At 74.8% G+C, this 13,610-nt stretch carries 12 protein-coding genes; 4 read left to right on the forward strand and 8 right to left on the reverse strand.

Annotation, left to right across the window (positions count from 1 at the left end; translation table 11 throughout):
• The first annotated feature begins 36 nt into the window (after nt 1–36).
• Complete coding sequence (locus AB0B97_RS28165) at nt 37–837, forward strand: SAM-dependent chlorinase/fluorinase (protein ID WP_357497884.1); 801 nt, start codon at nt 37–39, stop codon at nt 835–837.
• Between the two features lie 46 nt (nt 838–883).
• Complete coding sequence (locus AB0B97_RS28170; protein ID WP_007456763.1) at nt 884–1,105, forward strand: CPCC family cysteine-rich protein; 222 nt, start codon at nt 884–886, stop codon at nt 1,103–1,105.
• 25 nt (nt 1,106–1,130) lie between these two features.
• Here the strand turns inward: AB0B97_RS28170 and AB0B97_RS28175 are convergent, their stop codons facing one another.
• Nucleotides 1,131–2,402 (reverse strand): hypothetical protein, encoded by a 1,272-nt coding sequence (locus tag AB0B97_RS28175; protein WP_357497886.1) that lies wholly within the window; start codon nt 2,400–2,402, stop codon nt 1,131–1,133.
• A gap of 109 nt (nt 2,403–2,511) precedes the next feature.
• Between AB0B97_RS28175 and AB0B97_RS28180 the strand changes: the two genes are divergently transcribed.
• Nucleotides 2,512–3,309 carry a DNA-formamidopyrimidine glycosylase family protein gene (locus AB0B97_RS28180; protein WP_357497888.1) on the forward strand — a complete coding sequence of 266 codons (798 nt, stop codon included), beginning with the start codon at nt 2,512–2,514 and terminating at the stop codon, nt 3,307–3,309.
• Nucleotides 3,310–3,474: 165 nt separating this feature from the next.
• Nucleotides 3,475–7,149, forward strand: coding sequence for a hypothetical protein (locus tag AB0B97_RS28185; protein ID WP_357497890.1), 3,675 nt, complete (start codon nt 3,475–3,477; stop codon nt 7,147–7,149).
• 17 nt (nt 7,150–7,166) lie between these two features.
• Here AB0B97_RS28185 and AB0B97_RS28190 read toward each other — a convergent pair whose 3' ends face one another.
• From AB0B97_RS28190 to AB0B97_RS28220, 7 genes are all read right to left on the reverse strand, one after another.
• Nucleotides 7,167–7,952: a hypothetical protein gene (locus AB0B97_RS28190; RefSeq protein ID WP_357497892.1), complete on the reverse strand. Its 786-nt coding sequence runs from the start codon at nt 7,950–7,952 to the stop codon at nt 7,167–7,169.
• 19 nt (nt 7,953–7,971) lie between these two features.
• Nucleotides 7,972–8,844, reverse strand: coding sequence for a PspA/IM30 family protein (locus tag AB0B97_RS28195; protein WP_357497894.1), 873 nt, complete (start codon nt 8,842–8,844; stop codon nt 7,972–7,974).
• A 201-nt stretch (nt 8,845–9,045) separates the two neighbouring features.
• Nucleotides 9,046–9,507: a helix-turn-helix transcriptional regulator gene (locus AB0B97_RS28200; protein WP_234588300.1), complete on the reverse strand. Its 462-nt coding sequence runs from the start codon at nt 9,505–9,507 to the stop codon at nt 9,046–9,048.
• Nucleotides 9,508–9,659: 152 nt separating this feature from the next.
• Nucleotides 9,660–10,244 carry a CinA family protein gene (locus AB0B97_RS28205; RefSeq protein WP_357497897.1) on the reverse strand — a complete coding sequence of 195 codons (585 nt, stop codon included), beginning with the start codon at nt 10,242–10,244 and terminating at the stop codon, nt 9,660–9,662.
• Between the two features lie 127 nt (nt 10,245–10,371).
• Nucleotides 10,372–10,968, reverse strand: coding sequence for a CDP-diacylglycerol--glycerol-3-phosphate 3-phosphatidyltransferase (pgsA, locus tag AB0B97_RS28210; protein ID WP_234588299.1), 597 nt, complete (start codon nt 10,966–10,968; stop codon nt 10,372–10,374).
• A gap of 77 nt (nt 10,969–11,045) precedes the next feature.
• A complete protein-coding gene (rimO, locus tag AB0B97_RS28215; protein ID WP_234588298.1) occupies nt 11,046–12,554 on the reverse strand; it encodes a 30S ribosomal protein S12 methylthiotransferase RimO in 1,509 nt (502 codons plus the stop codon).
• Nucleotides 12,555–12,648: 94 nt separating this feature from the next.
• Nucleotides 12,649–13,572: an ornithine cyclodeaminase family protein gene (locus tag AB0B97_RS28220; protein ID WP_357497900.1), complete on the reverse strand. Its 924-nt coding sequence runs from the start codon at nt 13,570–13,572 to the stop codon at nt 12,649–12,651.
• Nucleotides 13,573–13,610: the final 38 nt, after the last annotated feature.

Raw genomic sequence — 13,610 nt, forward strand, 5'->3', positions numbered from 1 at the left:
TCAGGGAACGACGCGCTGGGAGGCTAACCTGCGGGCATGTCCGGCACACCGTGGATCTCGTTGACCACCGACTACGGCCTCACCGACGGTTTCGTGGCCGCCTGCCACGGGGTGATCGCCCGGATCGCGCCGGCCGCCCGGGTCATCGACGTGACCCATCTGGTGCCGCCGGCGGACGTCCGGCGCGGCGCCGCCGTGCTGGCGCAGACCGTGCCCTACCTGCCGGTGGGCGTGCACGTGGCGGTGGTCGACCCGGGGGTGGGCACCGCCCGGCGGGGTGTCGCGCTGGCCACGCCGGGTGGGTTGCTGGTCGGGCCGGACAACGGGCTGCTGCCGGACGCCGCCGCCGCGCTCGGCGGGGTGACCGCCGCGGTGGAACTCACCGAGCCGCGCTGGCTGGCGGCCCAGGTCTCCGGCACGTTCCACGGCCGGGACGTCTTCGCCCCGGTGGCGGCCCGGTTGGCGCTCGGTGCGCCGCTGGCCGGGGCCGGTCCGGCGGTCGACCCGGGCGGGCTGGTCCGGCTGCCGCCGCCGGTCGTGGCCCGCGACGCCGAGGGCTTCACCGCCGAGGTGCTGACCGTCGACCATTTCGGAAACGTTCAACTAGCCGCACCGGCCGAGGTGCTCGGCCCACTCCCGGCCGCCGTCCGGGTGGGCTCGTCGGGGCCCGGACCGGCCCGCGCGGCCGTGCGCGGACGGACCTTCGGCGACGCGCCGGAGGGCGGCCTGGTGGTGTACGTCGACTCGGCCGATCTGGTGGCGGTGGCGGTCAACGGCGGCCGGGCGGTGGACGTCCTCGGTGTGTCTCCGGGTGACCTCCTGCGGGTGGCCGGGTGACATTCGACTATGGAATGCTGCCCCGGTGGGTGAACACGTAGTTCCCGTGGGCTGTCCCTGTTGTGCCTCTCGGACCGGCGGCGGGACCTGCCCGGTCTGCTTCTGGACCGACGACGGTCAGAGTGACGCCGACGCCGACGCCGTGCGGGGTGGCGCCAACGGCGACCTGAGCCTGTCGCACGCCCGGCTCAACTACGCCGTGTACGGGGCGAGCCACCCGCGTTACCAGGACATGGTGCGCCCCGCCCGCCCCGACGAGCGTCCCTGAGGACGCCCGCCGAGGCGGGGTCGACTCAGCAGACCGGAACGGTGCCGCCGTAGACGGCGGAGATGTACGCGTGGCTGACGTACTGCCCGGTGGCCAGGCGGTTCCACCTGGTGGTGGTGCGGTACGGGCCGGCGACCGACTGACCGGTGACGTAGCACTGGATCGGCACGTTGGCGAACCGTGCGGCGAAGCCACGGGCCGCGTACGACGTGCTGGGCCCGCTGCGGATGTTGAGCGGCCCGTCACCGACGACGCCGCGCGGCCCGCCGCCGGTCCACAGGTAGGCGACGTCCACCCAGGCGTTGGTGGTGAGTTGGAGGCCGTCGATGAAGGTGCCGTCGGCCAGGTCGATGCCGGCCGGGTTGAGCACCGTACGCCCGAACTGGTCCCGCCCACCGTTGTAGCCGGACTGGTAGGCGGCCTGCGCCTCGGGCCGGCCCTGCGGCAGGTTCTTCCAGTTCTCCCGTACCGCGGACGGGTTCCAGTAGTCGTCGCGGGTGTTCCAGGGCCCGACGTCCCAGACCGGGGCGTACTCGCAGCGGGCGCCAGTGGTGGTGCAGACCCGCACGGTGTAGTCGCCGCTGTTGAGCGGGGAGAGGCCCCGGCGCGACGGTAGCGCCGCGAAGTGGTCGCGCGGCTGGATCGTGCGGCCGTTGGCGGTCAGTTCGCCGACCAGCCCGATCCGGGTGGCGTACACCCGGTAGGTGAGGCCGGGCGTGGCTGCGGAGACGGCTGCTGTCGCGTCGGCGGTGAGCTGGACGCCGCGTACCGTCGCGGTGGCGCCGCCGGCCCGCGCGGTCAGCACCACCCGGGTCTGCACCTGGCTGACCGGCCGGTCGAAGACGGCGCCGGCGGTGGCGGTGGCGGCCCGCCACTCGGTCCAGCCATTGACCCGCCATCCGCGGACCTGTGCCTCCACGCTGGCGCCGGCGGGGACGTCGGCGTTGATCGCGGCGCGGACCCGGGTGGCCGGTCGGGTGAGGGCGCGTGGCGCGGTCAGCAGCATGCCCTCGGCGAGCGCGCTGTGCGGGCTGCGCGGGGTGCGTCCGGCCGTGCGCGCCTCGCGCAGCCGCAGCCCGGCGGCGGTACGCCGGACGTTGACGTCGTCCCGGTCGACGGACAGGTCGGCGCTCCACCGTTCCGCACCGGGCGCGGCGGCGGTCAGGGTGAGCGACGTGCCGGTTGCGGGGACGGTGGTCGGGAAAAGGCCTGTGGCGGGCGCTACGGCGGCTGTGAGCGTGAGGGCGAGGGCGGCGGTGAGGGTGGCGGGTCGGATACGACAATGAGGTCGCGTCATGGGCATTCTCCTCAGAACTCCCTGACCCTCGCATGTCAGGAGATCATGAGGAACCTGACTACAAATAGCGACACATGCGAATCTTGCTCGAAAGAGGGAGGATGGCAGGGTGCCCGAAGGTGACACCGTCTGGAACACCGCCCGCGTGCTGCACCGCGCGCTGGCCGGCGCGCGGCTCACCGGGTCCGACTTCCGGGTGCCGCAGCTGGCCACCACCGACCTCACCGGGTGGACCGTCCGCGAGTCGGCCAGCCGGGGCAAGCACCTGCTGCTCCGCCTCACCGCCCCGGACGACGCGCGGTGGACGCTGCACTCCCATCTGCGGATGGACGGCGCCTGGCGGGCGTACGCGCCGGGGGAACGGTGGAGCGGCCGACCCGCGCACCTGATCCGGGTGGTGCTGCGCACCCCCGGCGCGGTGGCGGTCGGCTACCACCTGCACGAGCTGGCCCTGGTGCCGACCGGCAAGGAGGACGGCCTGGTGGGTCACCTCGGGCCGGATCTGCTCGGCCCGGACTGGGACCCGACCGAGGCGGTCCGGCGGCTCGCCGGGCACCCGGAGCAGACCATCGGCGAGGCCCTGCTCGACCAGCGCAACCTGGCCGGGGTGGGCAACCTCTACAAGTGCGAGGTGCTGTTCCTGCGGGGCGTGTCGCCGTGGACGCCCGTCGGCGCGGTGCCCGACCTGCCCGCCACTGTGGCGCTCGCGCAGCGGCTGCTGGCCGCCAACCGGGGCCGCTGGACGCAGAGCACCACCGGTTCGCTGCACCGGGGGCAGACCAGCTACGTGTACGGCCGCCGCGCCCAGCCGTGCCGCCGCTGCGGCACCGCCATCCGCAAGGAGGAGCTGGGCGAACGGGTCACCTACTGGTGCCCGGTGTGCCAGCCGGAGCAGTCGGACACCTGAACTGGCCCTCGCCGGCCGGGGCCAGCCCAGATACGGACGATTGGGTAATTCCTATCCGGCCTCCGACGTCGCATGCTGCGGTTGAGTGCTCACCGCCCGTCAGCAGAGTGCCGAGGGCCGCCACGCCGGGGTGGCGATCCTCGTGCCCCAACCTCGGGGAGAGTCATGGCGATCTTCCGCAGACTCCGCTCCACCTTCTTCTACCGGCCCACCCCCGACAGCCTCGGCCGGACGGTGTCCGTGCCGGCCGCGCGTACCGCCGAGGAGGCCGCACCCGCCGCGAGCCTGGACCCGACCGCCGTGCCGCGCTGCTTCGGGCCGGTGCCGAACGTCGCGTACAGTCCCCGCCCGACGCGCGGCCCCGACGGCCGGCCGGCGCCGGGCACCGGGCTGCGCAAGTTCGTCGACGCGCTGCCGATCCCCGGCCGGGCGGGCGGCACCGACCTCGGCGGGCGGTTGCCGGTGGCGGTGCCCGACACGATCAGCTACCCGGGCTGCGACTACTACGAGATCGGGCTCCAGGAGTACACGCAGCGCCTGCACCGGGACCTGCCGGCCACCCGGCTGCGCGGCTACCGCCAGCTCAACCTGGGCACCGACGCGTCCGGCCACAACACCGTGGCGCCCCCGGAGCGACCCTGGCACCTCGGCCCGATGATCCACGCCCGGCGGGGCCGGCCGGTCCGGGTGAAGTTCATCAACCAGCTCCCCACCGGCCGGGCCGGCGAGCTGTTCCTACCTGTCGACGAGACGGTCGAGGGGGCCGGCATCGGCCCGCTGGACGGCCCCGCGCCGTACCCGCAGAACCGGGCGGTCCTGCACCTGGCCGGGGCGCAGACCGGCTGGACCAGCGCGGGCAACCCCGGGCACTGGATCACCCCGGCCGGTGAGATCACCCCGTACCCGACCGGGACGGGCCTGACGCCGGTGCCGGACATGCCACCGCCCGGCGTCGGGGCCACCACGCTCTACTTCCCCAACGAGCAGAGCGGCCGGCTGCTCTGGTTCCACGACAACACAGTCGGCCTGGCGCGGCTCACCGTCTACGGTGGGCAGCTCGCGCCCTACCTGCTCACCGACCCGGTCGAGGACCAGCTCGTCGCCGACGGGGTGCTGCCGGCCGACCAGCTGCCCCTGGTGATCGAGGACAAGACGTTCGTACCGGACGACACCCAACTCGCCGCCGAGGACCCGACCTGGGACCGGGAACGGTGGGGCGCCCGGGGCAGCCTCTGGCACCCCCACGTCTACCAGCCCCGGCAGAACCCGTACCGGTCGGGCGGGCGCAACCCCACCGGCCGGTGGGACTACGGCCCCTGGTCGCGCAGTCCCGCCCCGGACGGCAGCCGGGCCGACGGCGAGCCCACCGTCGACGGCTGGCCGCTGGCGGAACGCATCACCGGCGGGCCACCACCGACCGGGCCGGGGCCTGTGCCGAACCCGCACCACGACCCCGTCGGGGCGCCCACCGAGCCCCCGCTGCGCCCCGGGGTGCCACACCCGTCCGCGGTGCCCGCGGCGTACGGCGACACCCCGCTGGTCAACGGCGTCGCCTACCCGTACCTGGAGGTGCGTCCCCGCGCGTACCGGTTCCGCATCCTCAACGCCTGCCTGGACCGCAGCCTCCACCTACAGCTCTACCGGGCCTGCTCGGACGCGCCGATGTGGACCGACGACGGCGTCCTGGCCGACGCGGACGCCGGCGAGGTGCCGATGGTGCCCGCCGTACGGGCACCGGACCGGCCGGCGGCCTGGCCGAGCGACGGGCGGGACGGCGGTGTGCCGGACCCACGGGCCGCCGGCCCGGAGTTCGTCCAGATCGGCAACGAGGCCGGGCTGCTGCCCGCCCCGGTGGTGCTGCCGAACCGGCCGATCGGTTACCGCTACGACCGGCTCGACCCAACGGTGCTGAACGTGGACGGGCACACGCTGCTGCTCGCCCCGGGTGAGCGCGCCGACGTGCTCGTCGACTTCTCCACGGTGGCGCCGGGCAGCACGCTGATCCTCTACAACGACGCCCCGGCCCCGCTGCCCGGCTTCGACCCGCGCAACGACCAGCACACCGACGCACCGGACCGGACGGCCGAGGGCGGCCCACCGCCCACCGAGCCCGGGTACGGGCCGAACACCCGTACCCTGCTCCAGTTCCGGGTGCGCGGCGTGCCCGAACCGGCGTACGACCTGGCCCGGCTGTGCGAGCGGCTGCCCGGGGCGTACGCGGCCAGCCAGCGCCCGCCGATCGTGCCGCAGCCGGCGTACGACCCGGCCTTCGGCAGCCGGACGGCGGCCGAGACGACGGTGTCGGCGCACGCCGACACGGTGACGTTCACGCCGTTGGGCGGCGGCGGCCCGGTGACCCTGCCGATCGAGATCAAGGCCGCCCAGCAGGTGTTCGAACCCGGTCACGGGCGGCTGGCCGGGCGACTCGGCGTCGCCCACCCGCACGCCGGGCCGCTCGCACCGGCGACCCTGCCGCTCGGCCCGACGGACCCGGTCACCGAGGTGCTGTACGCCGCCGACCCGGCCATCCCGGTCGGCGCCCCGGCCGACGGCACCCAGCTGTGGCGGATCAGCGGCAACGTCCGGCAGACCGAGCCGCTGCACTTCGGCGGCTGCGACGTGCAGGTCGTCAACCGGGTCGGCTGGGACGGCACGCAGCGCCAGCCGCACCCGGCGGAGCTGGGCTGGAAGCAGATCGTCCGGGTCAACCCGCGCGAGGACGTGGTGGTGGCGCTCCGTCCCGTCGCTCCGGCCCTGCCGTTCAAGTTGGGCGACAGCGTCCGGTTGCTCGACCCCGGGCGTCCACCCGGCGCGCGGGCCGGGTCGACGCCGATCAGCCCGACCGACGGGCGAGCCGCCGTGGTCGTCAACCAGATGGTCAACCTCGGATGGGAGTACCGCTGGCACAGCCAGCTCGCCGGCCACCGCGACCTGGGCATGAGTCGTCCCCTGGTGCTGCGGGTGACGCCGAGGGCGCCCACCGGGCTGACCGCCACGCCGGTGCCCGGCTCGGCCACCGCGTTGCCGGCGATCGCCCTGGCGTGGACCGGCAACGGCGGACGCCCGCCCGCGACCAGCCACCTGCTGCAACGGGCCACCGACGCGACCTTCGGCGGCGACGTCACCACGATCACCGTCGCGGCCGCCGCCACCCGCTACACCGACGCGACGGTCACCCCCGGCCAGACCTACCACTACCGGATCCGTGCCGAGAACGACGTCAGCTACTCGTCCTGGTCCAACAGCGTGCCCGCCTCGGTGCATCTCGCCGCGCCGGGCGGGCTGATCGCGGCGATCCCGCCCGCCGCGCCGCTGCGGGTGGCCCTGCGCTGGACGAACCGCTCCTTCGCCACCGGCATCGACGTGCAGCGGGCCACCAATCCGACCTTCACCAGCGGCCCGGGCACCACTGCCATCGGGGTCGGTGACAACCACCTGGACACCACTGCCGCCCCGGACACCACGTACTACTACCGGGTCCGCACCACGTACCTGGGCGCCGCCTCGGCCTGGTCGACGGTGGCCGCGGCGAGCACCCCGCCCGCGCCGGGCATCCCGAGCGGGGTGACCGCCGCCGCGACCGCGCCGGGGCCGGACACCGCCACTGTGGTGCTGGGGTGGACGGCGCACACGCCTGCCGGTCCGGGGTCCGGGTTCATCGTGCAGCGGGCGCTGGACCCGGCGTTCGGCCAGGAGGTGGCGACCTTCACGGTGACCGGTCGCGGCTTCACCAACACCGGGTTGGCCCGGGGCGTGACCTACCACTACCGGATCCGGTCGTTCAACGTCGTGGGCAGTTCGCCGTATACCGGGCCGATCCCGGTCACTACCCCACCGTGACGGGCGGGGCGGAGGGCTCAGCTGGTGGGTGCCCGCAGCCCGGAGCTGCCGGCGCGCAGCTCGGCCAGGGCCGAGGCGACCCCGTGCAGCAGGTCGGTCGCCTCGGTCAGCCGGTCGGCGGCCGGGTGGGTGGGCTCCGGTCGGGCGTCCTCGGCCAGGTAACCGGCGGCGGCCACCACCAGCCGCTCGTAGGCCGCCACGCCGCTCTCCAGCTGGGCGGTCAGCATGCGGTGCGCCTCGGCCAGCGGCGCCCGGGCGTCGGTCGGCGCGAGCCGCAGGGCCCGTTCCACGCTGGCCACCCGCGTGGCGAGGTCACGCAACGACCGGTCGGCGGCGGCCGCCTCCAGCACGGCCGGTTCGGCCAGCCCGGTGAGCCGGGGCGCCATCCCGGCCAGGGTGAGCGACGCCCGGTCCAGTCGGGCCCACTGCTGCCCGGCGGTGGTGCCGCGCAGCGCGACCCGACTGCGAACGCGGCGTACCTCGGCGAGCACGCCCGAGCCGACCGGCAGGCGCTCGACGGCGGCCACCAGCCGGGCGCGGGACCGGGCGGCGGCCTCGGCCGGATCCAGGGCCGGGGGCGCCGGGCGGGCGGCCAGCGCCCGCAGATCGATCCAGCGCCAGGCGGCCAACGCCACCGCGCTGCCCGCGGCGCCGGCCCAGGCCGCGTCCGGCAGACCGAGGCCGGCGTACGGAGTCAGCACCGCCGCGGCGCCGCCGAGCCCACCGGCCAGCACGCTCCACCGCCGGGCGGACCGGCGCAGCCGACCCAGCTGACGGAAGTACCGCGTGCGCTCGTCTGCCACCGAAGCCTCCTCGGACCGTTCAGCCGGCGGCGGTCGGGTCGCCGGTGCCCCGTTCGCGGGCCATGCTGGCGCGCAGCTCGTCCAGCCGGGCGGCGGCGGTCGGGTCGCTGCCCGGACCGGCCTTCTCGCCCTGCGGCACCGCCGGGCGCTGCGCCGTGCCGCCGAGCTGCTCCCCCGCCATGCTGGACCGGATCTGCTCCAGCCGGGCCGAGCCCGCCGAGTCGATGGTCGCCTTCTGGATCTCCAGCATCCGGCCCTCGACGGAGTTGCCGGCCAGCTCCGCGCGGCCCATCGCGTTGGCGTACCGCCGCTCGATGCGGTCACGCACCTCGTCCAGCGACGGGGTGGTGCCGGGGGCGGTCATCGACGACATCGACTCCAGTGAGCGGGCCACCGTCTCCTGCATCTTGGCCTGCTCCAGCTGGCTGAGCAGCTTGGTGCGCTCGGCGAGCTTCTGCTGGAGGATCATCGAGTTGTTCTCGACGGCGCGGCGGGCCTGCGCGGCGGCGCCGAGCGCCTGGTCGTGCAGGGTCTTCAGGTCCTCCGTGGCCTGCTCGGCCGAGACCAGCTGGGTGGCCAGGGCCTGGGCGGACTGCTCGAACCGCACCGCCTCGGCCTCGTCGCCCTTGGCGCGGGCCTGGTCGGAGAGCACCAGGGCCTGCCGGGCGTTGCCCTGCAGCCGCTCGACCTCGGACATCTGCCGGGACAGCTTCATCTCCAGCTGACGCTGGTTGCCGATGACCGCCGCGGCCTGCTGGACCAGCGCCTGGTGCTGCCGCTGGGCATCCTCGATGGCCTGCTGGATCTGCACCTTGGGATCGGCGTGCTCGTCGATCTTGGCACCGAAGAGCGCCATCAGGTAGTTCCAGCCCTTGACGAACGGGTTCGCCATCTCCGCGGTATCCCCTCAGTAGCGTCGCTCCACCGCGATCGGGCCGGGTTCAGCCGACCGACCGCGGACCGGCCGGTCTCCATCGTCCCAGCCGAACGCCAGCGGGGCATCCGTACCGGGTGCTCGACGGGAACCGTCGGCTCCTGCGGGCAACCCTACGCGGCCGGGGCCACGTCGCCCATGGTCAACGGTTCGACGGGCTCAGGCGGCGCAGACCACGTCCCGGTCGCGCTCGGTGGGGCGGACCCGGGTGCTGCGCAGGGTGGCCCGAAGCGGCGAATCCTGCCGGACCGACACGGCGACCTTGCCGTCGGAGGTGACCTGCCGGACGCCCCGGTTGGCGCCCTTGCGCACGGCGGCCGTCGCGCCGACGGGCGCGGCCTCGGCCGGCTCGTCCTGCATGCCGACGAGCACCCCGGCGGGCATCTGCTCGGCGAGGGCCACGGTGTCGCTCACCTCGCGCAACAATTCGGACAGGCGGGCACCGAGGGCGTCGCAGATCGCGGCGAGCAGCTCGCTGGACGGCTCCTTGTGCCCCCGCTCGATCTCCGAGAGGTAGCCGAGGCTGACGTTGGCGGCGGTGGACACCTCACGCAGTGTGCGCTGCTGTCCCTGCCGGCGCGTCCGCAGTGCGTCACCGATCACCCGGCGTAGCAGGACCATCGCACCTCCCCCTGAGGGATACCTCTCGCCCGGCGTCGGGCGGCCGGCCGCGGCGGACCGCGCCGGCTCCGAGCGTCGGAGCCTTCCCGCAACCGTACCCGCTGTGGGGCCCGGCGACATCCCGCCCCGCCCGTCGGTTCGCCCGGGGCGGCTCATCGGCGCCCCACGCCGGCCGTCCCGGAACCGTCGCGGGCGGCCTCCTCGGCCGTCGCCACGCCGTCGCGGGCGGCCTCGTCGGCGGCGTGGATCCGTTCGGCGAGCAGCCGCAGCGCCTCGATCACGGCGGCCGAGCGTACGTGGTCCCGCCCGCCGTCCAGGTCGAGCTGGCGGACCTCTCCCCCGGTCGGGCCGGCGACCGCGACGTAGACCAGGCCCACGGGCTTGCCGTCCTGCGGCTCCGGGCCGGCGACCCCGGTGGTGGCGAGCCCCCAGTCGGCGCCGCAGCGCCGCCGGCCGCCCTCGGCGAGCGCAGCCGCCACGTCCGGGTCGACCGGGCCGCGCTCGGCCAGCAGATCGGCCGGTACGCCGGCCAGGGTGGACTTCAGGTCGGTGGCGTAGACGACCAACCCGCCCCGGTAGATCCCACTGACCCCGGCGATCTCCACGATCGACGCGGCCAGCAGCCCGCCGGTGAGCGATTCGACGGTGGCCAGGGTCTCGTGGCGCTGCGACAGACTGTGCACGACACCCGCCGCCGCGCTACCCGTGGCGTTCTCTTCCCGCTCTTCCCGCTGCATGAGCTCGTCCTTCCCCACCCGCCGACCCCCAACCCTCCGGGCCACACCCGTCGATCATGAAGTTATCGCCCCGCCACGCCGGCCCCGACGGCAACAACTTCATGATCACCGCGGGCGGGGTGGGGGGTCAGGGTTGGTGGGGGCGGCGGAGGCGCAGGGCCTGGGTGATGTAGTCGAAGCCCGTCGCCACCGTGACCAGGACGGCGGCACCCATGATCCAGGGGCCGACGGCGACGAGGGCGGCCGGCATCGGCCAGAGGTACCAGGCGATGGCCAGGATCTGGAGCGCAGTCTTGATCTTGCCGCCGCGGCTGGCCGCGATCACCCCGTGCCGGATAACCCAGAACCGCAGGCCGGTGATGCCCAGCTCGCGGACGAGGATCAGCGCCGTCACCCACCAGGGCAACCTGTCGTACCAGGAGAGCAGCACCAGGGCCGCGCCGGTGAGCGCCTTGTCGGCGATCGGGTCGGCCACCTTGCCGACCGAGGTGACCAGACCGAACCGGCGGGCGATCCACCCGTCCACCAGGTCGGTCGCCGAGGCCACCGCGAAGATCAGGCAGGCCGCCATCCGCCAACCCGCGTGGGTCATCCCCGACACGATCACGGACGCGGCGAAGACCGGCACCAGCACCAGCCGCAGCGCGGTCAGGGCGTTTGCCGCGTTGAGCACGGGCACCCGCGCGACCACCCGGGCCGGCGTCGACTCCGTCGCCCCGGTCACCGTCTCGCTCCGCTCGGGTCGCCATGGCGTTTCCGGCACCGCACCACCTGGCTCCCCCGCTCCGTCCGGGCCCGCCGTCACCGTGCCGCGCCGGGCGCCGCCGAGATCATCTCATCCGGCACCGCGAGCAGATCCACCCCTTCGGTGCCGGTCACCGTGGCCCGCACCAGGTCACCCGGGCGCAACGCGGCCAGGTCGACCCCGCCGTCGGCCGGTGCGACAAGGGTGGTGGAACCGTCCACCTCCGGCGCCTGGTGCGCAGCCCGACCCTCCACCACACCGTCGACGATCGCGTCGACGAGCACCTCGACTGTCGAGCCGAGCCGGTCTTCGGCCCGCTGCGAGCAGAGCTCGTCAGCGAGCGCGCTGAGCCGGTCGTAGCGCCGCTTGATGGTCGCGGCGGAGACCTTGCCGGGCAGGCCGGCCGCCTCGGTGCCGTCCTCGTCGCTGTAGTCGAACATGCCGATCGCGTCGAGGCGGGCCTCGGTCAGGAACCGGGTCAGCTCGTCGATGTCGGCGCGGGTCTCGCCGGGGAAGCCCACGATGAAGTTGCTCCGCGCGCCCGCCTCCGGTGCCAGCGCCCGGGCGCTGGCCAGCAGCTCCAGGAAACGGTCGGTCGAGCCGAAACGGCGCATCCGGCGCAGCACCGGCTCGCTGGAGTGCTGGAACGACAGGTCGAAGTACGGGGCCACCCCGGGAGTGCCGGCGATCGCCTCGACCAGACCGGGCCGGGTCTCGGCCGGCTGGAGGTAGCTCACCCGCACCCGGACGATGCCGGACACCGCGGCGAGCTGCGGCAGCAGCTTCTCCAGCGCGCGGGGGTCACCGAGGTCCTTGCCGTACGAGGTGGAGTTCTCGCTGACCAGCACCAGCTCGCGTACGCCGGTCTTGGCCAGCCACTCCGCCTCGGCGAGCAGCTCGTCCGGCGTACGCGAGACGAAGGCCCCACGGAACGCGGGGATGGCGCAGAACGCGCAGCGCCGGTCGCAGCCGCTGGCGAGCTTCAGCGAGGCCACCGGGCCGGTGTCCAGTCGGCGGCGCAGCACCTGGCGCAGGTGCGCCGGGGTGTGCTCGTCGGTGTCGACGGTGGCGCGGGCCACGGTGCCGTGCCCGGGCAGGGACACGGTGGCGCTCTGGCGCTGCACCGGGGTCAGCGGCAGCAGCTCGCGGCGGTCCCGGGGAGTGTGCGCGGTGATCTGCTCCCCGGCGACGACTGCGTTCAGCCGGGCGGCGATGTCCGGGTAGTCGTCGAAGCTCAGCACCGCCTGCGCCTCGGGCAGGCTGTCGGCCAGCTCCCGGCCGTAGCGCTCGGCCATGCAGCCGGCGGCCACCACCTTGGCGCCGGTGCCGGCGGCGGCGAGCAGGGTCTGGATGGAGTCCTGCTTGGCCTTCTCCACGAAGCCGCAGGTGTTGACGACCACCACGTCGGCGCCCTCGCCGTCGGTGGTCACCTGCCAGCCGTCGGCGTGCAGCCGGGCGGCCAGCTCCTCCGAGTCGACCTCGTTGCGGGCGCAGCCCAGGGTGAGCAGGGCGACGCGGCGGCCCTCGGCGTTGTCGGAAGGAGAAGGAGAGGTGGCAGACACCATCCGAGGGTACCGGGCCGGTCGCGCAAGCCCGCGCACGCGGGCCGGGGTGGTCGGCCGGCACACACCCCGCGCGTCGTCCCCGGGCGGCGACCGGTCAGCGGGTCGCGGCGCCCACGCGGGTCAGCGCGTCGAGCAGGAAGACCTCCGTGCCGGCCAGGCCGGTGGAGCAGAAGACGGAGATCTGGTCCGCCGTGCTGCGGCCGGGAACCCCGCCGGCCAGGACGCCGCCCAGGTCACGCAACCGTCCGGCGTACGGGGGCAGGGCCGCGAGCATCGGCGGCTGGTAGTCCGCCGCCTGGGCCGGCGAGTCCGTGACCAGCAGGTCGGCGACGTCCAGCAGGTCGGTGCCGAATTCGCTGCGGTCCTGCTGCTTGAAACCGACCGCGTTGACGTGCGTGCCGGGGCTCACATCGCCGGACCGCAGCACCGGGGTGCGGCTGGTGGTGGCGAGCACCACGATGTCCCGCCCGGTGACGGCCGCCCCCGGGTCGGCGGCCGCGCGGGCCGGCACGCCCAGCTCGGCGCGCACCCGGGCGGCGAAGGCGTCCCGTCGCGCCGCCGAGCGGCTGTGCACCACCACCTCGCGCAACGGTCGGACGGCGGCCGCGGCCCACACCTGGGTCCACGCCTGCCGCCCGGAGCCGATCACGCCGAGGGTCGCCGCGTCCGGCCGGGCCAGCGCGTCGACCGCCGCGCCACCCAGCCCACCGGTACGCCGGGAGCCCAGCTCCTCGCCGACGGCGACCGCCCGCACCGCTCCGGTGCGGGCGTCGTGCAGCACCACCAGCTGCTCGCCCTGCGGGTGGCCGAACGTGTCGTACGAGCGGTAGCCGTACCACTCGCCGACGAGGTGCCCGGCGGTGAGCACCATCCGTCCCCCGCCGAGCGGGGCGGCGGCCCGGGGCGGGGCGACCAGCCGCCCCTCGTACGCGGCCACCAGGGCGACGCGCATGGCGTCGACGGTGGTGGTGGCGTCCAGGACGGCGGCGATCTCGGGATCGGCATAGAGCAGGGCCATCTCGCCATACTGCAAGTTGAAGTGAGGTAGAGGTCAAC

The sequence above is a fragment of the Micromonospora sp. NPDC049004 genome (genome assembly GCF_040649315.1).
In the GTDB taxonomy this organism is placed as follows: Bacteria; Actinomycetota; Actinomycetes; order Mycobacteriales; family Micromonosporaceae; genus Micromonospora.